At 39.7% G+C, this 23,714-nt stretch carries 22 protein-coding genes, 1 riboswitch and 1 other annotated feature; of the genes, 15 read left to right on the forward strand and 7 right to left on the reverse strand.

The genetic code is table 11. The annotated features are described in order from the left end of the window. Window positions 1-717 precede the first annotated feature (717 nt). Both NSR00_RS00495 and NSR00_RS00500 read left to right on the forward strand, forming a co-directional pair. On the forward strand, window positions 718-2,364 hold the full coding sequence (locus tag NSR00_RS00495; RefSeq protein WP_340786161.1) for a peptide-binding protein: 1,647 nt from the start codon (window positions 718-720) through the stop codon (window positions 2,362-2,364). A gap of 136 nt (window positions 2,365-2,500) precedes the next feature. Next, entirely contained in the window at window positions 2,501-3,253 is a 753-nt protein-coding gene (locus tag NSR00_RS00500; RefSeq protein WP_340786162.1) for a YjbA family protein, read from the forward strand. Between the two features lie 114 nt (window positions 3,254-3,367). Here the strand turns inward: NSR00_RS00500 and trpS are convergent, their stop codons facing one another. Further along, window positions 3,368-4,360, reverse strand: coding sequence for a tryptophan--tRNA ligase (gene trpS, locus NSR00_RS00505; protein ID WP_066248353.1), 993 nt, complete (start codon window positions 4,358-4,360; stop codon window positions 3,368-3,370). Window positions 4,361-4,407: 47 nt separating this feature from the next. After that, window positions 4,408-4,626: a binding site (T-box leader), on the reverse strand. A gap of 340 nt (window positions 4,627-4,966) precedes the next feature. Between trpS and spxA the strand changes: the two genes are divergently transcribed. After that, a complete protein-coding gene (gene spxA, locus NSR00_RS00510; protein ID WP_063387002.1) occupies window positions 4,967-5,362 on the forward strand; it encodes a transcriptional regulator SpxA in 396 nt (131 codons plus the stop codon). Window positions 5,363-5,412: 50 nt separating this feature from the next. On the opposite strand, the gene NSR00_RS00515 is transcribed toward spxA, so the two are convergent. Further along, on the reverse strand, window positions 5,413-6,069 hold the full coding sequence (locus NSR00_RS00515; RefSeq protein ID WP_063387001.1) for a TerC family protein: 657 nt from the start codon (window positions 6,067-6,069) through the stop codon (window positions 5,413-5,415). Window positions 6,070-6,337: 268 nt separating this feature from the next. Between NSR00_RS00515 and mecA the strand changes: the two genes are divergently transcribed. The 4 genes from mecA to pepF all read left to right on the forward strand — a co-directional run bounded on the left by mecA (window position 6,338) and on the right by pepF (window position 12,010). Then, the gene (gene mecA, locus NSR00_RS00520; RefSeq protein ID WP_340786169.1) at window positions 6,338-7,000 is read left to right on the forward strand and encodes an adaptor protein MecA; all 663 of its coding nucleotides are present in this window, start codon (window positions 6,338-6,340) and stop codon (window positions 6,998-7,000) included. Window positions 7,001-7,118: 118 nt separating this feature from the next. Beyond that, on the forward strand, window positions 7,119-8,624 hold the full coding sequence (cls, locus tag NSR00_RS00525; RefSeq protein ID WP_339211161.1) for a cardiolipin synthase: 1,506 nt from the start codon (window positions 7,119-7,121) through the stop codon (window positions 8,622-8,624). Between the two features lie 290 nt (window positions 8,625-8,914). Continuing rightward, the gene (locus tag NSR00_RS00530) at window positions 8,915-10,108 is read left to right on the forward strand and encodes a competence protein CoiA (RefSeq protein ID WP_340786173.1); all 1,194 of its coding nucleotides are present in this window, start codon (window positions 8,915-8,917) and stop codon (window positions 10,106-10,108) included. An 84-nt stretch (window positions 10,109-10,192) separates the two neighbouring features. Continuing rightward, window positions 10,193-12,010, forward strand: coding sequence for an oligoendopeptidase F (gene pepF / locus NSR00_RS00535; protein WP_063386997.1), 1,818 nt, complete (start codon window positions 10,193-10,195; stop codon window positions 12,008-12,010). Between the two features lie 170 nt (window positions 12,011-12,180). Here pepF and NSR00_RS00540 read toward each other — a convergent pair whose 3' ends face one another. From NSR00_RS00540 to NSR00_RS00560, 5 genes are all read right to left on the reverse strand, one after another. Further along, on the reverse strand, window positions 12,181-12,354 hold the full coding sequence (locus NSR00_RS00540; protein ID WP_162536160.1) for a hypothetical protein: 174 nt from the start codon (window positions 12,352-12,354) through the stop codon (window positions 12,181-12,183). A 370-nt stretch (window positions 12,355-12,724) separates the two neighbouring features. Further along, window positions 12,725-13,609, reverse strand: coding sequence for a ClpXP adapter SpxH family protein (locus NSR00_RS00545; RefSeq protein ID WP_063387492.1), 885 nt, complete (start codon window positions 13,607-13,609; stop codon window positions 12,725-12,727). Continuing rightward, window positions 13,599-14,009, reverse strand: coding sequence for a globin domain-containing protein (locus NSR00_RS00550; protein WP_063387493.1), 411 nt, complete (start codon window positions 14,007-14,009; stop codon window positions 13,599-13,601). Before NSR00_RS00550 ends, NSR00_RS00545 begins: the two co-directional genes overlap by 11 nt. A gap of 297 nt (window positions 14,010-14,306) precedes the next feature. After that, complete coding sequence (locus NSR00_RS00555; protein ID WP_082830278.1) at window positions 14,307-14,909, reverse strand: lytic transglycosylase domain-containing protein; 603 nt, start codon at window positions 14,907-14,909, stop codon at window positions 14,307-14,309. Further along, entirely contained in the window at window positions 14,909-15,499 is a 591-nt protein-coding gene (locus tag NSR00_RS00560) for a CYTH domain-containing protein (protein WP_340786176.1), read from the reverse strand. Before NSR00_RS00560 ends, NSR00_RS00555 begins: the two co-directional genes overlap by 1 nt. 112 nt (window positions 15,500-15,611) lie before the next feature. On the opposite strand from NSR00_RS00560, the gene NSR00_RS00565 reads away from it, so the two are divergent. The 8 genes from NSR00_RS00565 (at window position 15,612) to thiO (ending at window position 23,714) form a co-directional block, all read left to right on the forward strand. Further along, window positions 15,612-15,980, forward strand: coding sequence for a UPF0738 family protein (locus tag NSR00_RS00565; protein WP_130157355.1), 369 nt, complete (start codon window positions 15,612-15,614; stop codon window positions 15,978-15,980). Window positions 15,981-15,992: 12 nt separating this feature from the next. Then, on the forward strand, window positions 15,993-16,622 hold the full coding sequence (locus tag NSR00_RS00570) for a GTP pyrophosphokinase (protein WP_063387496.1): 630 nt from the start codon (window positions 15,993-15,995) through the stop codon (window positions 16,620-16,622). A gap of 20 nt (window positions 16,623-16,642) precedes the next feature. Continuing rightward, the gene (locus NSR00_RS00575) at window positions 16,643-17,437 is read left to right on the forward strand and encodes an NAD kinase (RefSeq protein ID WP_063387497.1); all 795 of its coding nucleotides are present in this window, start codon (window positions 16,643-16,645) and stop codon (window positions 17,435-17,437) included. A gap of 14 nt (window positions 17,438-17,451) precedes the next feature. Continuing rightward, window positions 17,452-18,351, forward strand: coding sequence for an RluA family pseudouridine synthase (locus NSR00_RS00580; RefSeq protein ID WP_340786180.1), 900 nt, complete (start codon window positions 17,452-17,454; stop codon window positions 18,349-18,351). A 104-nt stretch (window positions 18,352-18,455) separates the two neighbouring features. Then, window positions 18,456-19,820, forward strand: coding sequence for a magnesium transporter (mgtE, locus tag NSR00_RS00585; protein ID WP_063387499.1), 1,365 nt, complete (start codon window positions 18,456-18,458; stop codon window positions 19,818-19,820). A gap of 25 nt (window positions 19,821-19,845) precedes the next feature. Further along, a complete protein-coding gene (locus NSR00_RS00590; RefSeq protein WP_340786186.1) occupies window positions 19,846-21,699 on the forward strand; it encodes a monovalent cation:proton antiporter family protein in 1,854 nt (617 codons plus the stop codon). A gap of 54 nt (window positions 21,700-21,753) precedes the next feature. Then, window positions 21,754-21,862: riboswitch (TPP riboswitch) on the forward strand. Between the two features lie 123 nt (window positions 21,863-21,985). Further along, window positions 21,986-22,600 carry a thiazole tautomerase TenI gene (gene tenI, locus NSR00_RS00595; protein ID WP_340786188.1) on the forward strand — a complete coding sequence of 205 codons (615 nt, stop codon included), beginning with the start codon at window positions 21,986-21,988 and terminating at the stop codon, window positions 22,598-22,600. Window position 22,601: 1 nt separating this feature from the next. Next, window positions 22,602-23,714 carry a glycine oxidase ThiO gene (thiO, locus tag NSR00_RS00600; RefSeq protein ID WP_340786191.1) on the forward strand — a complete coding sequence of 371 codons (1,113 nt, stop codon included), beginning with the start codon at window positions 22,602-22,604 and terminating at the stop codon, window positions 23,712-23,714.

Raw genomic sequence — 23,714 nt, forward strand, 5'->3', positions numbered from 1 at the left:
ATATGTGCGCCCGGCATGTACATGAACTATAGGGTGTAAGTCCCGAACCCCGAAGACAGAAGTAGAGGTTAGCCAAGAGCAAGGGTGTCCGTGGTGACGCGGAATCTGAAGGAAGCTGGAGGCAAAACACCGGTCCGAGGAACACGAACCTCATATAAGGCTAGGTATGATTGAGTGAGTTTGCATAACAAAACAAAGCTCTTTCTGTCGAAGGTCATATCGAGTAAATGAGGCGGATAGATGGTGTGAAAGTGCATGTACTTACCCGGGGAGGTCTGGCGGATATGTGAAGTACTCTTCATAACCTACTTAGTGATAAGTAGCTGAACCGTCAGAAGTCAGCAGAGGTCATAGTATTAGTTGGTCTAGAACAACTAAGAAGGACCGAACAATTAAGAGAGAATAGCCCTTGGCATTCAGTGAGTCATGATGAACACAGAAAACGTAGTACCTCACTTGAGGGAGGAAGCGGTGAATCCCGTGGGAGATCTCTTGGAGGGTGGAGTGACCACTGGCATAAAGAGAACAGCTATTCACGGAAGTTATAAAGACTTGCGTCAATTATCTTAATTGAACCGCCGTATACGGAACCGTACGTACGGTGGTGTGAGAGGACGGGAGTTAATCGCTCCCTCCTACTCGATTTATTAATAATTTGGACAGACTGTGAATATGAATAAAAAATAGAACGAAACTTCCAATGATGGGGGAATGGATTTGGCACGATTAAAACGACCATGGCTGTATATATCGATTCTCTTGTTTTTATTGCTTCTACATGGCTGCTCAAGTCTGGATTATAATAGAAAGCCGCAACCAACGGTTAAGGAGATAAAGGAGGAAGAGCTCGATCCGCTGATTGTTCCGGAAACATTTATAATCGGTTCAACTGAATCGCCGCAGCTTTTTAATCCTTTGTATTCTCTAGATGAATCAAGCTCGCAGTTAGAAGGGATGCTTTTTGATGGACTGGTGACAGTTGATGAGCAGCTGCGGCCGAAACCGCATCTGGCTGAAAAGATTCAGCAATCAGAGAATGGACTTGAATATACGGTCACTATTCGGCGCGGGGTCAAATTTCATGACGGAAAAGAATTAACGGCGGATGATGTTGTTTTTACTTACAGCATTCCTTTAAGCCCTGATTATAATGGCGAAAGAAGTTCAGACTTTGAAATGATTGAAAGCATTGAAAAGCTTGATAAGTATACAGTGAAATTCCGTTTAAAAGAAAAAGACGCCTCCTTTCTTCCAGTCACATTATCATACGGCATATTGCCGAAGCATTTGTTGAGAAATGTACAGGTTGCAAAATTAAAGGAGCATAAGTTTAATAGATCACAGCCTGTGGGCACTGGGCCTTTTCGGTTCGTAAAATGGGAAAAGAATGGATTCGTAGAGCTGGCCGCAAATGAACATTATTTTTTAGGGAAGCCTCGAATCAAATCAATCAAGTATAAAATTGTTCATAATCAGGAAGCTCTTTACGAACAGCTGAAAAATGGCGAGGTTCATTACGCCCCTGAAATAGAACTAACCAACGTAAAAAAAATAAAAAGGTTAAGAGGATTGGACGTTCAATCGAACATTTCCCATTCTTATGTGTTTATCGGCTGGAATGAAAAAAACGAACTTTTTCAAGATAAAAAAGTAAGGCAAGCCTTGACGATGGCGATCAACCGCAAAGCGATCGTTTGCAAGATTTTGCACAGACAAGGAAAGGAAGCACATATTCCAGAAACGCCTATTGCTTCTATTTTTACCGACGAAATTCAAACATTAAAGTATAACCGGAGAGAAGCAAAAAAACTGCTGAAAGAAGCGGGATGGGAAGATACGAACAGGGACGGCATACTGGATCGAGAAGGAAAAGATTTCTCGTTTACGCTAAAAACGAACAAAGGAAATGTTGTTCGCGAAAAAGTTGCGTTGCTCGTGCAAAAACAATTGAAAGAGATCGGAATTGACGTGAAAACGGAGTTTTGGGAATGGGAAGATTTAATTAAGCAAATTTCACCGCCGAATTGGGATTACGATGCGTTGATTTTAGAATGGTCGTTATCTAAATTTCCGAATCATTTTGATATTTTCCATTCCAGTCAGAGAGAATATGGATTGAACTTTGTTTGGTGGGAAAACGAACAGGCCGACCTGCTGTTGTCTAAATCTAGAAAAATAATGGACGAAAGCGAACGAAAACAAATTTACAAGGAGATATTTCAAATTATCGAGGATGAACAGCCATATACAGTTTTATACTATCCGAAGGAATTTCGGGCGTTGCCTGAACGGTTAAACGGCTATATTTTTCATCCGAAAAATTATTTTTATAAAGTGCATGAATGGTCCTTTTCTGAAAGCTGACAGGCCTGAAATCCGCATTGATCAAAAGTGGAATACGTAATGATGAAAAGTTTTTTGGGCAATGAAAAATTTGGAATAAAAACCTTCTCCACTGACCATAATGATGACAAACAGTCTTGTAGTAAGGGGGCTAATGATGCTGAATTTGTACGATGTTTGGGTAAACTGGTTTGAAGGAGAAGAAAATGGTTATAATGTTTGTCATTTTCATGAATGGAGAAAGGATGATAAGGTTGAACTGTTAGACCAAGTACCGCTGATTAAAGTGAGTAAAGAACTTTATGATTATATTGAAAATGACTTAAAAGAACTGCCTGAAAAACTTTTAAAGGATGTTTACCAGAAGGCATACGCCCGGAAAAACCATGAGAGAATTCAGCTAGATTATTGCTTTGTTGTTTCGGATGGCAACGGCATTTTAGCAGTAGATACGATCGGATATACGACGCCAATTCGCAAAAGCCGGCTTATCCCAAGACAAGAGCAGCTTGTATATGACATGGTGCAGGATTTAGAGCCGGAATCATACGAGTTCTCACAAACAAATGACAAAGACAAAAAAGATTATCATCTTTTATCTCTTGCACCTGAATATATGCACGGATTAACCCGCAAAGAAAGACAGCTGAAACAGCTTTTGTTTATGGCTCTTGATCAATTGCAATCGACAAAAAATACGGCGGAAATGAAATATTGGTATACGGAATGGAATCCGTACATGTATGGTCAAATTCAATCACTCGGTTTTGAGGAAATTTGGACTATGCTTTATGAGGAAGCGATTGTCGGATGGTCCCAAAAGCATGAACAATTATGCGAACGATTAATAAAAGGGCAGCCTTTCTTTGAAAAGCTTTGGGAAATGGAGCAAGAACCGAAAGTAAATTAAGGAAGAGGGCACTATATCAGCCGCCCTCTTTTTATCGAACATATTTTTTTAAGCTAGTATATTTGTTTTGTTTAATCAGCTCCATCATCAATCGTCATTCGTTCGCTAGCGCTTTTATTTTCGTTTTTTTCTTCCCAATCCCATTGCATTCTCCATTTTTTTCAACATTTTGGATGCTACTTTGTTTGCTTCCTCCCGGCCTCTGTCTAAAATGTCATCAAGTTCATCAGAATCAATGAGCTCATAATATTTTTCCTGAATCGGCTTTAAAGTGTTAATGACGACTTCTGCCAAATCCGCTTTAAATTCACCATAGCCTTTTCCTTCGTATTTTGTTTCCAGCTCGGCAATTGACACGCCAGCTAAAATTGAATAAATAGATAAAAGGTTGGAGATGCCAGGTTTGTTCTCTTTATCATAACGAACCACTCCGTCTGAATCAGTCACAGCGCTTTTAATTTTCTTTTCAATTTTTTTTGGATCATCGAGCAGGGAAATAAACGATTTTTCATTCGCATCGGATTTGCTCATTTTTTTCGTCGGATCTTGAAGCGACATAATCCGAGCACCGACTTTTGGAATGCGGACTTCTGGAATTTTAAAAATGTCTGCATATTTTTTGTTGAATCTTTCGGCTAAATCCCTTGTCAATTCCAAATGTTGTTTTTGATCCTCGCCGACTGGAACAAGGTCCGTGTTGTACAAAAGAATATCGGCGGCCATTAAAGGCGGATAAGTTAACAGTCCTGCTGAAACAGCTTCTTTCCCTTTAGATTTATCTTTAAATTGTGTCATTCTTTCAAGTTCGCCAATATAAGAAACGCATTGAAGCATCCATCCTGCCTGCGCGTGAGCGGGCACCTCCGATTGAATGAAAAGGGTGGATTTTTCCGGATCGATGCCGACTGCTAAATATAATGCAGCAAGGCTCTTAATGTTTTTTCTTAATTGAAGTCTGTCTTGCGGAACAGTTATGGCATGCTGATCGACAATGCAAAAATAGCATTTATATTCATGCTGGAGCTCTACAAATTGTCTCATTGCTCCGATATAGTTTCCGAGTGTTAACGTGCCGCTAGGCTGAATTCCTGAAAAGATCGTTTTCATGTGCAAACTCCTCCTGATTTTTATATATAAAAAAGCCCATCCGTCCGTATAGGGACGAATGGACCGCGGTGCCACCCTAATTATTTCACAAACTTTCATGTGAAATCACTTTTCGTCTTTTAACGCAAGACAAAAACGCCGCAGCTTACTGATTTCAGCTGAGAGCTCAAAAGTCCATTTCCATACCGGACAGTGTTTGTTTCCACCAGCCACAAACTCTCTGAAAACTGTTTTCGGCATGTACTTCTCTTTCTCATCGCCTATGTATTCATTTACGAATGATTATAAAAAAATTGTGTATTCTTTGCAACTTCTCAGCGTCTTTCTGAAAAAATTTCTTTTTCACGTTTAATCGAACCAAAAAAAGGGAAAAGAAGAGTAGAGAAAGAAAAGAGGTGTTAATTGAGAAAATGGCCTTGAAAATGATCATCATTCACCGGTTGTAACATTTTTGTTATAATTTGAGAAATAAAAACATATAGGCGAAGTTGCTTTTTTATAGTATAATAATCAATATAAATTACTTTTTTAAATTTATTTTAATGTGAGATTGGCATAGTTTTTATATATACACCTATATTTTTCTCGAAAAGGAGAGTGATTGGCATGGTAATATTGTATACATCTCCGAGCTGCACATCTTGTAGAAAAGCAAAATCTTGGTTGGAAAAGCATCAGATTGAATATAGAGAGCGGAACATTTTTTCCGAGCCTTTAACGATCGAAGAAATTAAAGAAATTCTTCGTATGACAGAAGACGGAACAGATGAAATTATTTCCACTCGTTCAAAGGTTTTTCAAAAATTGAAGGTTGATGTTGAATCGCTTCCTTTGCAGGAGCTGTATGATATTATCCGGAAAAACCCTGGAATTTTGCGCCGCCCGATTTTGATTGATGAAAAACGTCTTCAAGTCGGTTATAACGAGGATGAAATACGACGCTTTCTGCCAAGAAAAATTCGCACCTACCAGCTGAGAGAAGCTCAGAGAATGGCAAATTAAAAGGGAATGATGCCTTCCGTACGCAAAGCAAAATAGATTGCGGAAGGCTGTTATTTTTTTGTTATATTGTACAGAAGGGCAAAGAAAAGGATGAGACAAGCTGTGAAATAAGGGAGAGTTTGTGCAACAGCTTCAGTTTTCAACAGAGGGGTCATTTTTTCATCCGTTGCCATCATTTTACCTGCTGTATAAGCTAATATTCCTCCGCCCCCGTAAATGAGCAAAGGAAATCGGGACATGGCAGACATGATAAATCTGCTTCCCCAAATAATGATCGGAATGGATATAAGAAGACCTGTTATGACAAGAAAGATATTTCCTCCAGCTGCTCCAGCAACCGCAATGACATTGTCAAATCCCATAAAAATGTCAGCCAAAACAATCGTTTGGATGGCTTTCCACAATGAGCGGTGGCTTTTCACGGAAGTATGCTCACCTTCATTTCCTGTCAATAATAAAAAGGCAATATACATTAAAAATAATCCGCCAAAAAACTGTAAAAAAGGAATGTTCAATAAATGGACAGCTAGTAATGTCAACAAAATTCGGCTGAGTATCGCGAGCATTGTTCCAAATAAAATTCCTTTCCTCCGCTGATTTTCCGGCAAATTGCGGCATGCCAGCGCAATGACAATGGCATTATCTCCTCCTAATATGAGGTCAATGCCAATGATAAGGAATAAAGATGTGAAAAATTGTTCATCCATCAGTCAACCTCTTTTCAAATTATGGCTCGTACAATATATATGAAAAACGAAATATTTTATGCTTAATAGGTAAATAACGGTTTTTTTCAAAATCAAGGCTTTTTTTATTTCTTTATGAAGTGATTTATCATACAATAGAATTAGAATTGAACAACTTGGTGCTCGCGATGAAAATTTGGAAATTTTTTAAATTAGGAAAGAAAAGTGCAACGAATTCGGGGGTTTATTGTCCCTTCCAAAAATTTAAAAAGAAGGGAAGGTTGTTCAAATGGAAATCGAACGCATTAATGAAAACACAGTAAAATTTTATATTTCATATGTTGACATAGAAGAACGAGGATTTGACCGAGAAGAAATCTGGTATAACAGAGAAAGAAGCGAAGAGCTGTTTTGGGAAATGATGGATGAAATTAATGATGAAGAAGACTTTCCGCTTGAAGGTCCGTTATGGATTCAAGTTCATGCCAATGACAAAGGGCTTGAAGTCATTGTCACAAAAGCACAGCTGTCAAAAGACGGACAAAAGCTGGAGCTTCCGGTAGTCGATGAAAAATTAAGAGAAATCCCGGTTGATGAGAATATAGAATCTTTGTTGGACAAACATTTTAATATGTCTGAAAGATCTTCCTCAGATGAGAAAGATGAAACGGCGCAATTGCAATTTGTCATAAAGTTTCAGGACTTTGAAGACGTTATTTCGTTAGCATCCCATCTTTTGGACGGATTTTTGAATAGCTTATATGTATTTGAACAAAAATATTATTTATTCGTTGAATTTTCGGATAAAGACGATGAACAAATTGAAAATTTGCTCAGCATTATGCTTGAATACGGTCAGGAATCAAGGATGACAATTCACCGTCTTGAAGAATACGGAAAGCTGATTATGAAGGACAATGCCTTGGAACAAATCGAAACGCACTTTTCTTAAATTGCCGATTTCATGTTCGAAATCGGTCTTTTTTACTTAAGGAACGCTTTCATATCGCAGATCAAACAAATATGTCCAAATCGAGAGATAAGAAATATCGATTGCCTGGAGGAAGCTTATGAGAAAATTTCTGCAAGTAATCGTTTTTGCCATTGGTCTAGCTATCATCTTGTATTTAACTAAGAACATCTGGGAGGAATGGTTTTTAGGAGCCGTTTCCATTTTGTTCACGTTATCCATCATTTTTATCGGATTTGTTATTTTCTTGGAAAACCGCCACCCAACTCAAACGCTTACTTGGCTTGTTGTTTTAGGAGGATTTCCATTAATAGGCTTCTTCTTTTATATATTTTTTGGAAGAAATGTCCGGAAGCATCGTCTATTTAAGAAAAAAGCTTTAATAGATGAGCAAGCTTATGCTCAATTTGAATTTCATACATATGAAGATAAAATTAAATTCATGAGAAATCACCAGCGCCTATTATTTAAGCTTGCCCATAAGCTTGGCCGCAGTCCGATTTCTTTTCGGACAAATACAAAGGTGCTGACGAACGGCATTGAAACATTTGACCATATTTTTCGAGAGCTTCAAAAGGCGGAAGATCATATTCATCTTGAATACTATATTGTTCGGCATGATGTAATTGGGCAAAAATTAAAAAAGCTGTTGATCGAAAAAGCGAAAAACGGTGTAGAGGTTCGATTTTTATACGATGCAGTCGGCAGCTGGAAGCTGTCCAAAAAATACAGGAAGGAGCTTCTTGATGCCGGGGTGGAAATGGTTCCATTTTTACCTGTAAAGCTTCCGTTTTTGTCTAACAATATTAACTTTCGCAATCATCGTAAAATTATTGTGATTGACGGAAAAGTCGGCTTTGTCGGAGGTTTAAATATAGGAGATGAATATTTGGGAAGAAATCCGTATTTCGGCTTTTGGCGGGATACGCATATGATGCTCGAAGGGGAAGGAGTACGGACGCTCAATCTTATTTTTTTACAGGATTGGTATTATATGACTGGGCAGAAGCTACTTACCGATCGATATTTGCTGCCTCATTTTCAAATGGACGATAAAGAAGGAGGCGTTCAGCTAATCGCCGGCGGTCCTGATAATAAGTGGGAGGTCATTAAAAGCTTGTTCTTTTCGATGATCGTTTCCGCAAAAAATTCGATATGGATCGCCTCTCCGTATTTTATTCCTGACGAGGATATAAAATCCGCTTTAAAGATTGCTGCGCTGAGCGGCATTGACGTTCGTCTCCTCGTTCCGAAAAGGCCTGACAAACGGATTGTATTTTATGCGTCGCGATCTTATTTTCCGGAGCTTTTAGAAGCCGGGGTTAAAGTGTACGAATATGAAAAAGGGTTTATGCACAGCAAAATCATTATTGTTGATGGCGAACTGGCATCGATCGGTACGGCGAATATGGATATGAGAAGTTTTCATTTGAATTTTGAAGTAAATGCTTTTTTATACCGAACGGACAGCATTGAAACGCTTGTAGAGGATTATATTCGAGACATTGAAAATTCAAGTGTCATCGACCTTGAACAATTCAAAAAACGCCCGCTATATATAAAGCTGTTTGAATCAACGTCGCGGCTTTTGTCTCCTTTATTATAAAACACCGTTTTTGATACAGCGGTGTTTTTTTTTAGGATAAAGCTCTATTTGAGCGGATTTCACAACACCACAGGTGAATTGCCGACCGTCACGATGTAAAATGGCGAACCTTTATTGAAACGAATGAAGCAACATCTAACTTCCGCCTCTTTAGCGGCAAGCATGCGTTTTTGAAAAAAGTATATTTTTCCATGAAGTGTTTCTGGCATCTTTTAAAACTTATGAAAAACGCTGCTTTTGAAAGGATTTTTTTCCCTTTTGTCGAATGTTTCTATTTGTGAAAGGAAGTGATGATTTATATGCTTGTTGCCCTTTTGCGAAACGGCGAAAAAGTAAATGTCGCCGCCCCGTACTGGTCGACAGAAAGGCTTCTAAAACTGAAAGAAGAGCACGCCTTTTTTTGTCCGGCTTGCAAGGAGCCGGTAAAATTAAAAATAGGCAAAATCAAAATTCCTCATTTTGCCCACTTAACGGCCTCTTGTCAGGCTGATTCGGAAGCGGAAAGCACGTACCATTTGAACGGAAAAAAGCAATTGTATGTTTGGTTGAAAAGGCAGCGGTTAGCTGCGGAAGTGGAAAAATTTATACCTTCTATTGCACAACGAGCGGATCTGTTTGTATCTTTTCAGCATAAACGGTATGCGATTGAATACCAATGCTCTAATATTCCCCCTGATCAGGTGATAAAACGGACAAATGGCTACAAAAAAGAACGAATTAAACCGATTTGGATATTAGGCTGGAAACAAATGAAGCAAGTCGGTGAACATCAATATCGACTGACTCCTTTTCATTGTCAGTTTCTTCATTCCCCGCAAAACGATCATCCTTTTATCATCAATTATTGCTCAGATAAGAAAACCTTCATCTTTTTTTCCCATCTGATTCCGTTTTCTAAACAGAATATTTTTGCCGCATCTGCTATGATCTCCCCAGAGTCGTTTTTCTTTCGAGATTGTTTACAAGGAAAGAGTCTAGCGGCAAACGGTTTATGGAAGCATTGGCTGAAGAAAATAAGTCAATATCGCTTAAAGCCGCTGTTTCAAAAGACGAACGAAGAGCGAAAGCTGCAAAAAAAGGTTTACGAAACAGTTGGCTTATCTTTATCGCAGCTGCCAGTTGAAGTTTTTATCCCTTTAAAAAGCGGTTATATGGTTGATGAGGCGGTCTATATTTGGCAATGCTCAGTTTTATTATTTATTGAAACATTGCGCGCCGATGAAGTATTTCACGCAGAAAAGCTAGTTTGGCACCTTAAGAAAATAGGGATGAAAGAAAGAAGCTGTAGCGTAAAAACGGATTTAAAAAAGCCGATTATTGAATATTTAACGACTCTTTCCCATTTAAAATTTTTGCAGCCAATCGGTCCATATTCGTTTCGAAAAACATCATCTCCTTTTCATTTGGAGTCGATGGAAAAGCGTGAACAACGTCTTGGACATTATTTGGACAAGGAAGGTATGTTTTTTTCTGCTGTCGAATAATATAAGCATAGTGATTTATTGCGTTTTGAAAAAAATTTCAATATGATGGAAACAGACTGATTTTTTTAAAGGGGGAAATCGAGAATGGGCAATGAAACAGCTGTCAAAAGGCTGCCAAAACGGGAAGAAATCCCTGTTGAGTATACTTGGCGGCTAGAAGATATTTTTGCTTCTGATGATGAATGGGAAAAAGAATTTGAAGAAGTAAAGCAGCTAATTCCAAAAATCGGTGAATATAGAGGAAAATTAGGTCAATCCTCCGATCTGTTATATGAGGCGCTCTCTTATCAAGATTCCGTGATGGAGAGGCTTGGAAAGCTTTATACATATGCCCATATGCGCTACGATCAAGATACAACTAATTCTTTTTATCAAGGATTGAATGACCGGGCAGCAAATCTTTATACACAAGCTTCCAGCCTCTCATCCTATATCGTTCCGGAAATACTATCCATTGAAGAAGAAAAGCTTCAGCAATTTTTGAAAGAAAATGATCAATTGAAGCTTTATGCACATGCCTTGGACGAAATCAACCGGCAAAGACCGCACGTGCTCGATGCGGAGCAAGAGGCTATTTTAGCTCAAGCTGCGGAAGCCCTGAGTACTGCCTCCAATACGTTTGGAAAATTAAATAATGCGGACTTGGAATTTCCAGCAATTAAGGATGAAAATGGAGAAGAAGTGGAAATCACTCACGGCCGTTATATTCAGTTTTTGGAGAGTGAAAATAGACGAGTCCGTCGCGATGCGTTCCAAGCATTATACGCAACATATGGAAAATTTAAAAATACGTTTGCCAGCACATTAAGCGGAGCTGTTAAGAAAAATAATTTTTATGCGAAGGTGCGGAAATATGAGAATGCCCGCCAGGCTGCACTAAGCGCCAACAACATTCCCGAGGAAGTCTACGACAATTTAGTGAAAACGATCAATGAACATTTGCCGCTGCTCCATCGTTATGTCGATTTGCGGAAAAAAGCGCTGAAGCTTGATGAACTTCATATGTATGATCTTTATACGCCGCTTGTACAAAACGTCGATATGAAAATCACGTATGAAGAAGCGAAAGACATCGTATTGAAGGGGCTTGCTCCATTAGGTGAAGAATATGTCGGCATTTTACAAGAAGGCTTTGAAAACAGATGGATTGACGTAAAGGAGAATAAAGGGAAACGAAGCGGAGCTTACTCCTCTGGCGCCTATGGAACAAATCCATATATTTTGCTGAATTGGCAAGATAATGTGAACAATTTATTCACACTTGTTCACGAGCTTGGCCATTCGGTGCACAGCTACTATACAAGAAAAACACAGCCGTATCCGTACGGAGATTATTCTATTTTTGTCGCGGAAGTGGCTTCTACATGCAATGAAAACTTGTTAAATGAATATTTGCTCAACACGATCGATGATGAAAAGAAACGTTTATACTTGCTGAATCATTTCCTTGAAGGGTTTAGAGGAACGGTATTCCGGCAAACGATGTTTGCTGAGTTTGAACATTATATCCATTTGAAGGCGCAAAACGGAGAGCCGCTCACACCGGAATTTTTGACGCAAACGTATTATGAGTTAAACAAAAAATATTTTGGTGACAACATTGTCGTCGATGAAGAAATTGGCTTAGAATGGGCAAGAATTCCGCATTTTTATTACAATTTTTACGTTTATCAATACGCAACAGGCTTTAGTGCTGCAAGCGCCTTGAGCAAGCAGATTTTATCGGAAGGAGAAACTGCCGTTGAAAGGTACATTAATTTCTTGAAAGCGGGAAGCTCTGATTATCCGATTAATGTGCTGAAAAAAGCAGGGGTCGATATGACATCAACCAAGCCGATTGAAGATGCATGCAAAGTATTTGAAGAAAAGCTGACGGAGATGGAGGAGCTGCTGTTAAAGTAAAGTGAAAGAAAACAGGAGCATCATCTGAATCCAAAAAATTAGTGGCATGAGTTCGATCTGGAACTGGACTCATGCCTTTTTTGTTTCCGGTCATATAAAAACTGCACCTCCAATTGTCAGTTGTATCTACTAATTGAGATGCAGTTCATCATCCCGTCCTCTTTTTTATATTAAAATCCGCGGAACGTTTTTCGATGGTTAAACAGAAGAAACGATATGAAAAGAGAAATAAAAAGCAGGGGGGCAGAAACGAAAATCGGTGCGAGATTCATCAATCCTAACAGATTATAAAAAAAAGCGAAGATGACGAGCAGCAGGCTGATTATGAGCCAAAATGTTTTCACGATTTTTCCCTCCTACACATGTTCTAAAACGAGGAAAAAGATTTTGTATATTGTATGCAGCTTGCCCGTTCTTCATGTTTTGTGACAAATTTGTGAATTGTTGTTTTCCCCTCTTGCAAACTGAAAAAGGAATTTGTTATATTAAAAACGTGAAATTGATCACAAACAAACATTTACCCCTTTGTTTGACCGTGAAAAATTTCTCCCATCCCCTTTGTTGTCATAAGACAAAAAAGAAACCACAAACGTTTGTTAGTGGTTTCTTTTTTTAATTGTTTAATAAAGATAAAGCGCTTACATTTTTGATTAAAAACGTTCCCCATCAGCATAGAAGCCGATGGGGAACGTTTCGTTGAATTAAATCCTCATCTCACTGCCCGATATAGCGCCAAAATGTTCCATATTTTACAGGCACCCGCTCAACTTGTTGCTTTAAAAGCAGTCTTTTCATTTCACGTTCCGTTTCTTCATCAGTCATATTATACACAACAGAAATCTCTTTTGTTGCGACAAATTTATAATGCTTTAAAAAAATCTCTATTGGCGGCACTTGAGACGGCTTCGGTTTATCTCCGACAAGCTCGCAAAGAATATCAACATATGTTTCATAAGGATATAATCCGGTAATTTTTAATCCTTCCTTCTCTTCACGGCAATGAAAAAAGACAAGGGAAGGAATTTCATGCACGTCCATTTCTTCTGTAATTTTATAATCGCATTGAAGTGCTTTTCTTGCACTTTCGGAATATAAGTCCCTCTCAAATTCATTGACATCAAGGCCGACATTTTTAGCAATTTGTATGAGAACGTTTTGATCAGAGACATTTTGCTTTTCTAAAAAAACAACTTCCTGTAAGTGCCGCAAGAAACGGATGCCCGCTTTTCTCCCTTGAAGCTCCGCTGCTTTTAAAGCAAGGGAAGCTCTGTAGGGTGATGATATAGGGTTTTCAAGCCAAAGGTTGCCGTCACATGACATGCCGGTTCTGCTCGCTATCTTCTCCCATGATTGGGCAATTGTTTTCGGTTTCCGCCGTTTTGTTAAGTTTAAATTAGCAAGCTTTCCGCAAACAATATGGCGCAATGAGAAAAGCCTGCCGTATTCGATTTGCAGTTTTTTGATAAACGGTTCAAGCGCCCAGCATTCAGGGCATAGCGGATCAATAAACATATAAATCTCGATCGGCTTTTTAGGATGGCTGTGACAATGAGAAAAGAAGTGAGCAGCATTCACTTCGTCTTTTTTGTCAGGTTTCAACTGAATACTCCTCCTGATCTTCGTCTTTCGAATTAATCATGTGATGGGCGGTCACCACAAGCCGATCGTAGAAAAACTCTCGTATTTCTCCGTCAAGTCCGACCTCGTCCATTGCTTTTCTCATACATGAGAGCCATGCTTCTGCTCTCCTCGGCGTAATCGGGAATGGAAGATGGCGGGCTCTGAGCATCGGATGTCCGTGTTCTTTTGTGTAAAGTGGCGGACCACCTAAAAACTGTGTCATAAATTGTTTCTGCTTTCTGGCAGTTTCCGTTAAATCCTCGGGGAAAATAGGTTTTAAAAGAGGATGTTTTTTAACATTTTTGTAAAAAGCATCGATTAGAGCGTGAAGTTTCTTTTCTCCAATCGCGTCATATGGAGTTAAGGGTGGTTTTGTCATGGTGATAGCTCCTTTGGAATCATTCGTTAATAATGATGTTACATTTATTTTATCAACATAACTTATTTATCTCAAACGAATCGCTTTGAAGGAGTTGGCTGAGGCAATGCAAACAAAAGGATAAATAGCGAAAGCGGGAGCTATTTCCGCAAATATGTTGTGCTTGCTGTGAAATGAACATAGAAGGACTTGCGGCTTGAAGCGCAGCTATCGAAGATTAGCCGAAATCGATTGGATAACAAATGTTTCCAACTACTTTTAATGAAAAAGAAAAAGGTGCTGTTTGTTTGCACCTTTTTACGCAAAATATTTTTGAGTAATTTTATTTACATAGTTTTGCGTTTCTTTAAATGGCGGGATGCCTCCATATTTGTCGACATTTCCCGGACCGGCGTTGTATGCAGCCAGCGCCAATTTTACATTACCGTTATATCGGTTTAAAAGCTGTTTTAAATATTTTGTGCCGCCCTCGATATTTTGCACAGGATCAAACGGATTTTTTACACCGAGCGCTTTTGCTGTAGAAGGCATGAGCTGCATATAGCCGGCAGCTCCTTTAGGACTGACGGCATTTGCCTTGAAGCTTGACTCCTGTTGAATCACAGCTCTGATTAATTTGGCATCGACGCCGTATTTTTGAGCCATCTTCTGAATGATTTCATTTAGATCAGCGGAAACCTGTTTCTGTTCATTTGTTTTTTTGGCAGATTGGGAGGAAGACAGTGAAATATTCTCTTTGGCCGTTTCAGATTGTACATCTTGTTCGATGAAGGCATTTAAAACATCCTGAAAGTTCAGCGAAATTGCTGCATCTTTTGTTTGCGGCCCATCGGATTGGCCTGACAAAAGACGAAGGACTTCAAGCTCAAACAGAACATTGAAATTATAGTTTGTATTCATCACAAATTCTCCTTTGAAAATTTTGCGGAATAAAACCGCTTTATTTTATTTTCTGTTTGACGGATCGGGATGTTGTGTTTGTTTAAAATCTCCAAAAATTGCTGCTTTCCTTCCTTTTCATCCTCTGCCTCAAATTCGATTTCAAAATCCTCTCTATTTTCATATCGGCTATGATCGAGAACAATTTCACCATTTTTATATTTTTTTGTTGCCCGGCTTGTAATGAGCGAACCGAAACAAAGAAGGCTTTCGGGCTTGATTTCAAGCTGTTTGATTTTTTCGACCACTGATCCCTCCTTCGGAAAGACTGACTCATGAATGGCTGAAACTGCTTCTTTATCGGTTAAAAACTGGTGTGTTTCCAGCAATCCGACATGATAAGGCTCCTTTAATGTCAAAACATATTGATCCTTCTTTTTGCGAATTCTTAAAGCGGCGCCATGATTTTTCAACGCAAAACATTTTGTGTCAAAATAATAGTTTTCCTGTTCGGCAAAATCTTTTTCGGTCAATTGAAAAAAATCAGCTAAGCGGTGGAATTCTTCTTTTGTAAGCAGGTTTTTAAATTCTATCTCAAGCTCTTGAACCATCGGGCATTCCTCTCTATGATTAATATCAAAATAAGGTAATGTAGTTATGAATATGATACAATAAAATATACACGAGATGAACTTGAAATGTTTGATTGGAAGGGTGAACAGCATGAAAAAAAGAATTAAAGTGCTGGCGGTTAGCAAAACGGAAGGCAAATTGCTGCTCGAAACGGAGCATGTCCATGATGCAGGGAATCTCGCAGCAAAAGGACAGATGCTGGTAGATTCAGACCAATTTTCTTTTATATACATATTGGATAATGGCGAAGACTTTCTTTACATAGATTTATCATCGGATATTTGGCCTCATTTAAAAGAAGCCAAAAATGAAGAGCTTCCTGTTTATGCTAAAGTGGGAGAAAAAGAAATTTTGCTTACCCAATTTCACGAGGAGCTCGAGTTTTTGCTTGAAAATATAAAGGGAAACGCAAATTACGGCGAGGAGATGGAAAAAATGGTCGAAAGCGTGTTTTATTAGGAGGAGGGCTTTATGAACTACAAGGAATGGGAGCAATTTTTAGCGCCTTATAAGCAGGCAGTGGAAGAATTAAAGGTCAAATTAAAAGGGATTCGTTCCCAATTTGAACTAAGAGGAGAGCATTCTCCAATTGAGTTCGTGACAGGCAGGGTAAAACCTGTGCCGAGCATTTTAGATAAAGCGAAGCGAAAACAAATTCCACTTGATAAAATAGAAGAAGAAATGCAGGACATTGCCGGTCTCCGAATGATGTGCCAATTTGTCGGCGACATTCAATTGGTTGTTCAAATGCTAAGAGATCGGCATGATTTGGAAATCGTGGAGGAAAGAGACTACATAACCCGAAATAAAGAAAGCGGCTACCGCTCTTACCATGTTGTGGCCCGCTACCCGGTTCAATCGTTCGAGGGATTGAAAAAGGTTTTGGTTGAAATTCAAATTCGTACGCTTGCCATGAATTTTTGGGCGACGATTGAGCATTCTTTAAATTACAAATATAGCGGAAACATACCGGAACAGATTAAAATCCGCTTGCAGCGCGCAGCTGAAGCAGCTTACCGGCTGGACGAGGAAATGTCGCAAATACGGGGAGAAATTCAAGAAGCGCACGCGATATTTTCACGCAAAACAGAAACAACATAAAAAAGGAGAATGATTCTTAAATGAAGTTTTCGATCACATCAAAAGGTGATGAAACATCTAATGCTTTGGCGCAAAAAATCAGAACCTATTTGCTCGATTTCGAGTTTCAATATGATGAAGATCAGCCGGATATCGTGATTTCCGTCGGGGGAGACGGAACATTGCTTTATGCATTTCATCGATATAATAAACGATTGGATAAAACAGCGTTTATAGGAGTTCATACGGGGCATTTAGGATTTTATGCCGACTGGCTCCCGAATGAAATTGAAAAAATGGTGATTGCAATTGCTAAAACACCGTTTCAGATCGTTGAATATCCATTGCTTGAAGTGGTGGTCCGGCATAATGGCGGGAGTGAAGCCTCCTACCTTGCGCTAAATGAATGCACAGTGAAAAGCATTGAAGGGACTCTCGTCATGAATATAGAAATTAAAGGGCTTCTCTTTGAAACATTTCGAGGAGATGGGTTGTGTATTTCAACACCGACAGGAAGCACCGCCTACAATAAAGCGCTTGGCGGTGCTCTCATTCATCCTTCACTGCGGGCTATTCAATTAACAGAAATGGCTTCCATAAACAACAGGGTGTTCCGGACAATCGGCTCGCCGTTAATTTTGCCTGACCACCATACGTGTATGCTAAAGCCTGTCAATGATGTTGATTTTCAAATTACAATCGATCATTTAACACTTCTTCACAAAAACGTCAGGTCCATCCAATGCCGGGTCGCACAGGAAAAGGTAAGGTTTGCGAGATTTCGGCCTTTCCCATTTTGGAAGCGGGTCCGGGACTCGTTTATTGGCGACAGATAAAGGAAAGAAAAAACATGGGGACATTTCAGCTTCATTGGGACATCAAAAAAGAACATCATGGCTGGCTGCTTAGAGAATTTTTGCGGGAGCATCATATTTCTAAATCCGCTTTAACAGATATTAAATTTAACGGTGGAAAAATTGTCGTTAACGGGAACGAAAAAAATGTCCGATACGTCTTACAAGAAGGCGATCAAGTAACCGTCCATTTTCCGGAAGAAAAGAGAAGCCAGTCGCTCATTCCAGAGAACATACCATTGGACATTGTTTATGAAGACGATTATTGCCTTATTGTAAATAAACCGGCGTTTTTGTCCACCATTCCGTCTAGAGAGCATCCGTCAGGAAGTCTTGCGAACGGGCTTTTACACTATTATGATCAACAGCGGCAAAATCTTACGGTGCATATCGTCAATCGGCTTGACCGGGATACATCCGGGCTGCTTCTTGTAGCCAAACATCGCTACAGCCATTTTCTTTTTTCAAAGGAACAGCAAAAAGGAGCGGTAAAACGGACATACATCGCAATTGTCCATGGAAGGATCAGCGAAGACGAAGGCACCATCGATGCGCCAATTGCAAGAAAGAACGATAGCATCATCGAGAGAACTGTCAGGGAGGATGGAAAAAAAGCTATTACGCATTTTCGGGTCATAAGCCGCTTTTCTGACAAAACGGTTGTTGAGGTAAAGCCTGTAACTGGTAGAACTCATCAAATTCGTCTACATATGTCCTATATAGGTCATCCGCTTTTAGGAGATTCGCTTTATGGTGGACAAAAAGAAGAAATTGACCGCCATGCCCTCCACAGTCAGTCGCTGTCCTTCTATCATCCCGTTTTGCATAAAAATTTGACGTATACTTGCAAGCTTCCTCCTGATATGGAAAAAATAATAAAGCATGCGCGCCTGTAAGTGCATGCTTTTGTTATGAAAAAATGTACGACAAAATCAGATAGATTTGTTAATATAGTAAAACACAAAACTTTTCGATTTTTTTCCGGAAAGGAGGAGATTTTATGCAGCCTAAAACAGATGCACCGGAATACAGACAGTTGATGATTGACAAGCTGAGAGAGAACAATGTAGAGGAATTCCGTTCGCTGTTTTTTGAGCTACATCCATATGATCAGGCAAAATTTTTTCTAAAACTTGACCAGCCGGATAGAATGCTTTTATATCAAATTCTATCTCCGGAAGAAATGGCGAATGTTTTTGAAAATATAAGGGATGATAAAAACCGCTACAAATCGCTGCTTGAGGAAATGCATCCTGCATTTGCCGCCAAAATGATGGAATACATGTACGCCGATGATGCGGCAGATGTATTAAGTGAGCTGACAAAAGAGAAAATTTCCAGCTATTTAACCATCATGGATGCTCAAGCTGCCAAAAGCATAAGCGAGCTTCTTGATTATGAACAATTTACCGCAGGAAGTATTATGACAACTGAGTTCGTTGCCATTAATGCCAATTATACGGTGCGGTCAACGATGGACTTGCTGCGGAAAGAAGCTCCTGATGCGGAAACAATATATTATTTATATGTGATTGACGAAGAGAAACATCTTGTTGGCGTCCTGTCGTTAAGAGATTTAATTGTTCATGAAGACGATACTTTGATTGCTGACATTATGAAAAAGAAAGTCTACTCGGTATCTGTGGCGGATGATCAGGAAGAAGTAGCAAGAAAGATGAAAGACTACAATTTTTTGGCTCTTCCGGTTGTTGATTTTCAACATCGTCTTGTTGGAATTATAACTGTTGATGATATTATTGATGTGCTGGACGAAGAGGCTTCTGACGATTATTCGAAACTGGCCGCTGTCTCGGATGTAGATTCATATGATCCGAATGCTGTTTCTGCTGCCAAAAAAAGATTGCCATGGCTTATTATTCTCCTATTTTTAGGAATGTTCACCGCCGGCCTAATCGGCCAGTTTGAAGAAACGTTGAACAAAGTGGCAACTTTAGCGCTCTTTATACCATTAATTGCAGGGATGGCTGGAAATACAGGAACACAAGCTCTCGCTGTTGCCGTAAGAAGAATTGCAACAGGCGAAGGCACTTCCGAACGCGTGTGGAAAATTATTCTCAAAGAAGCTGGAACCGGCTTGATTACCGGAACAGTATGCGGAATTGTTGTTGCACTGACAATTTTTATTTGGAAGCAGAAATTTTTCTTAGGACTGCTAGTGGGTCTTTCCATATTGTCAACGCTGACTGTTGCGACAATTGCCGGGGCGTTTGTTCCTCTTGTCATGCACAGGCTTCGCATTGACCCGGCTGTGGCCTCCGGTCCATTTATTACAACGATTAATGATATGATCAGCATTTTGATTTATTTTGGCATGGCGACACTATTTATGAACTATTTGCTCTAACAAAATTAGCTAAAGGAGGCGTAATATGGAATCACATGCAGTAACCTCTCTTGTCATCGTGTTGGTAGGCGCTTTTTTAACCCCGATTTTGCTGCATCGGTTCAAACTGGCATTCATTCCTGTCGTCGTTGCGGAAATTATTGTCGGATTAATCATCGGGAAAACGGGATTTAATTTAGTGCAAGAAGATGTATGGCTGTCAACTCTCTCAACGCTGGGATTTATATTTCTCATGTTTTTAAGCGGGCTTGAGATTGATTTCACCATTTTCTCCAAAGAGAAGAAAAAAGAAGAAAAGCTGCCCAACGGAAAAAAAGCTCCTCATACTTTTTTGGTTGCGTCAATTGTTTTTCTTGGCATTTTCGTTGTTTCATTACTTTTATCGTATTTGTTAATGTGGATGGGATTTATCCGCAATGCCTTTTTCATGACGTTAGTGATTTCAACGATTTCTTTAGGAGTAGTAGTGCCGACGCTGAAAGACGAGCAAATTATGAAAACAAACATCGGCCAAATTATTTTGCTGGTGGCTGTCATAGCCGACCTTGTCACCATGATTTTGCTGGCGGTTTTTGTCTCCTTAAACAGCGAAGGAGAAAGCAATACGTGGCTTCTGCTTCTTTTGTTTGCAGCAGGCGTACTGCTTTACTTCATTGGCAAAAGGTTTAAAAGTCGATCCTTTATTAAATCGATGTCAAAAGGAACGGTTCAAATTGGAACAAGGGCGGTTTTTACGTTAATAATAGTGCTTGTCAGTTTATCGGAAACGCTTGGGGCAGAAAATATTTTAGGCGCCTTCCTTGCGGGAGTTTTAGTCTCGCTTTTATCGCCTAATTCAGACTTGGTGCAAAAGCTAGATTCGTTTGGTTACGGTTTTTTAATCCCGATCTTTTTTGTCATGGTAGGGGTGGAATTGGATTTATGGGAATTGATCAAAGATCCGAACCTTCTTTTGTTAATTCCTTTGTTATTTCTCGCCCTCTTGATCTCGAAGTTTATTCCCGTTTTTGTGCTGAGAAAATGGTATGATACGAATACAACGATTGCGGCGGCGTTCTTGTTGACTGCCACTTTATCATTAGTTATTGCGGCAGCTGAAATTGGACAGCGAATCGAACTGATTGATAAGCAAATGGCTGACGCATTAATAGTAGTTGCCGTGTTAACAAGCATTATCACGCCGATAGGATTTAAAAAATTATTCCCCAAAAAAATGGCGGTGCAGCCAAAAAAGAAAATTGCTTTTATTGGTGCAAATCAAATGACCCTTCCAGTCACAAGAGAATTGGATAAAAATTTGTATGAAGCAACCGTATATCATACACAGCAAGACAAAATCGAAAACGGGACTGCTCAATCGGTGTTTAAAATTGAAGAATTGAAAGACTATTCGATAGAATCATTGAATGAACACCACATAATGGAAGCTGATATAGTGGTAGTGGCTACTGGGGATGAAGAAAGAAATGCGGAAATTGCGACATATGCAAAAGAATGCGGCGTAGAACAGGTCATCGCCTCTATTTCTTCCCCGGAGTTGGATCAAATATTAAAAGAAAAGGGGATCAGCGTATTTTCCGTCATGCTGTCAACAAAAACGCTGCTCAGGGCTTTGATCGAATCGCCTGGCGTTATGCGGATCTTAACAAACCAAGACAACTCTCTTTATCAAATTAATATGAATAACCGAAAATATGATGGAATGAAGCTTCGATACTTTCCGTTTACAGGAGATTGTATCTTTGTCCGGATTTTTCGAGGTGAAGATTCCATTGTGCCTCACGGCGATACCGAATTGAAAAAAGGGGACCGCTTGATTGTAACGGGTTCCCGCAAATATGTAAATGAGTTAAAAGATGAGCTGGAATTTAGTAAATAATATTTGCAAACAAAACAAATTGTGATAGCATGAAATTAGTATGAAAATTTAATAAGCATCCACTAGGGGAGCCTTTGGAAAGGCTGAGATTAAAGTGTTGACTTTAAGACCCTTTGAACCTGATCTGGATGATGCCAGCGTAGGGAAGTGGGAATTTGAAACATATGTCTGATATTCCATTACCACTTTCCAGCAAGGAAGGTGGTTTTTTATTGTTTCCAGTCTCACCCTTGGACAGCTGCTTTCCAGTTTTGAACCTTGAAAGACGAGTGTGGGCGTCTTTCTCATGAAAGGAATGTACATGTTGGAGCTTCATGCCGTAACAGACGGAACAAAACCAGTCAACGAGCTAATACGCATAATTTTGTCCATATCAGATCATGTTGATTACGTTCATATACGAGAAAAAAATAAAAGACCATGTGAGATCATTCATCTTGTAGAACAGCTTTTGGCAAACGGGATAAGGAGAGAACAGCTTGTTATCAACGATCGGCTCGATGTTGCGCTCCTAACAGGCGTTCAAAATGTTCATCTTCCGGGAACCGGCCTGCCGGTAAAAAAAGTGAAAAGTGCTTTTCCGCAAATAAAAGCCGGAGTCAGCGTCCATTCATTAGAAGAAGCAGTAAAAGCAGAAAAAGACGGAGCAGACTATTGTTTCTTCGGAAACGTTTTTGAAACGAACAGTAAAAAAGGACTTCCGGCAAAGGGAACAGATTTGCTCGGAAAAATCGTTGGACACGTCAATATTCCCATTATCGCCATTGGTGGGATCACGCCTGATAATATGCAAAAAGTTTTAGAAAAAAAAGCAAGCGGTATTGCCGTTATGTCCTATATCTTTTCTTCCAAAGACCCAGAGAGCGCTGCCAAACTTTTCAGGAAAGGAGAAGCTTTTTAAAATGAACGTTTTTGATGTTGGAATCATCGGGGGAGGGGTCATCGGTCAAGGGATTGCCTATGAGCTTTCGAAAGCAGGGCTGAAAACCGCCGTGTTTGAAAGCGGCGAAATCGGAGGTAAAGCGACATCTGCTGCAGCCGGAATGCTGGGGGCCCATTCGGAAAATGAAAAAAGAGACATATTTTTTGAGTTATGCTTAGAGAGCCGAAATTTATACCCGAGCCTTGCAAACGAACTGTTGGAACAATCCGGTGTAGATATCGAGCTTGTGCAGGAAGGCATGTACCGGCTTGCATTTACTGAGGAAGAAGGCCGCTCCCTGCAATCGCTTGCAGATGAGGATGAGCTAGAATGGCATTCAAGGGAGAACGTACTGGCAAATGAGCCGCATGTTTCTAAAGACATTGCAGGAGCTCTTTGGCTTAAACATGACGGCCAAGTGAAAGGTTCATCTGTTTGCCGCGCATATGCGAAAGGCGCTAGAAAATATGGTGCATCTATTTTTGAACAATGTCCTGTTTTCGACGTGATTAAAGAGGGAAAAGCATACAAGCTTGTCACTTCCCAAGGAGTTTTGATATGTGGAAAAGTCGTCGTTTCAAGCGGAGTTTGGAGTGGCTTTTTCTTTGAAAAGCTGGGGCTGAGAAATCCAATGAAGCCCGTTAAAGGAGAATGCTTAGCCATAAAACCGAAAAAACTGGTGATCAACAAAACAGTGTTTTACGAGCACTGTTATATCGTACCGAAAAAAGACGGCACCGTTATTATTGGAGCAACTTCTTATGAAAACGACTGGGATACGCATCCGACAGTCAAAGGAGTATCCGAATTAATGATAAAGGTTCAGAAAATGATGCCAGAAATCGGGTCTGAACCGGTCGTTAGTGCTTGGTCGTCGCTCAGGCCGCAAACAGCTGACGGCTGGCCGTATTTTGCCGAGCACCCGGAGCATGAGGGAATCTTTTTTGCGACCGGCCATTATCGAAACGGCATTCTTCTAGCGCCGATTACAAGCTTGATCGTAAAAGACATGATTTTGAAAACGAATCAATATGAGCGTTATGTTCATAGCTTTTCTTTAAACCGATTGCTTTCTGATGCGAAAGGGAGGTGA

Origin of the sequence: Aeribacillus sp. FSL K6-8394, from assembly GCF_038008865.1 — a bacterium.
GTDB classification, from domain to species: domain Bacteria; phylum Bacillota; class Bacilli; order Bacillales; family Aeribacillaceae; genus Aeribacillus; species Aeribacillus composti.

What these genes read in the sequence shown, in the direction of transcription:
- NSR00_RS00500 (WP_340786162.1), top strand. Translation starts at nt 2,501, where the DNA reads ATGCTGAATTTGTACGATGTTTGGGTAAACTGGTTTGAAGGAGAAGAA.
- trpS (WP_066248353.1), bottom strand. Translation starts at nt 4,360, where the DNA reads ATGAAAACGATCTTTTCAGGAATTCAGCCTAGCGGCACGTTAACACTC.
- spxA (WP_063387002.1), top strand. Translation starts at nt 4,967, where the DNA reads ATGGTAATATTGTATACATCTCCGAGCTGCACATCTTGTAGAAAAGCA.
- NSR00_RS00515 (WP_063387001.1), bottom strand. Translation starts at nt 6,069, where the DNA reads ATGGATGAACAATTTTTCACATCTTTATTCCTTATCATTGGCATTGAC.
- mecA (WP_340786169.1), top strand. Translation starts at nt 6,338, where the DNA reads ATGGAAATCGAACGCATTAATGAAAACACAGTAAAATTTTATATTTCA.
- cls (WP_339211161.1), top strand. Translation starts at nt 7,119, where the DNA reads ATGAGAAAATTTCTGCAAGTAATCGTTTTTGCCATTGGTCTAGCTATC.
- NSR00_RS00530 (WP_340786173.1), top strand. Translation starts at nt 8,915, where the DNA reads ATGATTTATATGCTTGTTGCCCTTTTGCGAAACGGCGAAAAAGTAAAT.
- pepF (WP_063386997.1), top strand. Translation starts at nt 10,193, where the DNA reads ATGGGCAATGAAACAGCTGTCAAAAGGCTGCCAAAACGGGAAGAAATC.
- NSR00_RS00550 (WP_063387493.1), bottom strand. Translation starts at nt 14,009, where the DNA reads ATGACAAAACCACCCTTAACTCCATATGACGCGATTGGAGAAAAGAAA.
- NSR00_RS00555 (WP_082830278.1), bottom strand. Translation starts at nt 14,909, where the DNA reads ATGAATACAAACTATAATTTCAATGTTCTGTTTGAGCTTGAAGTCCTT.
- NSR00_RS00560 (WP_340786176.1), bottom strand. Translation starts at nt 15,499, where the DNA reads ATGGTTCAAGAGCTTGAGATAGAATTTAAAAACCTGCTTACAAAAGAA.
- NSR00_RS00565 (WP_130157355.1), top strand. Translation starts at nt 15,612, where the DNA reads ATGAAAAAAAGAATTAAAGTGCTGGCGGTTAGCAAAACGGAAGGCAAA.
- NSR00_RS00570 (WP_063387496.1), top strand. Translation starts at nt 15,993, where the DNA reads ATGAACTACAAGGAATGGGAGCAATTTTTAGCGCCTTATAAGCAGGCA.
- NSR00_RS00575 (WP_063387497.1), top strand. Translation starts at nt 16,643, where the DNA reads ATGAAGTTTTCGATCACATCAAAAGGTGATGAAACATCTAATGCTTTG.
- NSR00_RS00580 (WP_340786180.1), top strand. Translation starts at nt 17,452, where the DNA reads ATGGGGACATTTCAGCTTCATTGGGACATCAAAAAAGAACATCATGGC.
- mgtE (WP_063387499.1), top strand. Translation starts at nt 18,456, where the DNA reads ATGCAGCCTAAAACAGATGCACCGGAATACAGACAGTTGATGATTGAC.
- NSR00_RS00590 (WP_340786186.1), top strand. Translation starts at nt 19,846, where the DNA reads ATGGAATCACATGCAGTAACCTCTCTTGTCATCGTGTTGGTAGGCGCT.
- tenI (WP_340786188.1), top strand. Translation starts at nt 21,986, where the DNA reads ATGAAAGGAATGTACATGTTGGAGCTTCATGCCGTAACAGACGGAACA.
- thiO (WP_340786191.1), top strand. Translation starts at nt 22,602, where the DNA reads ATGAACGTTTTTGATGTTGGAATCATCGGGGGAGGGGTCATCGGTCAA.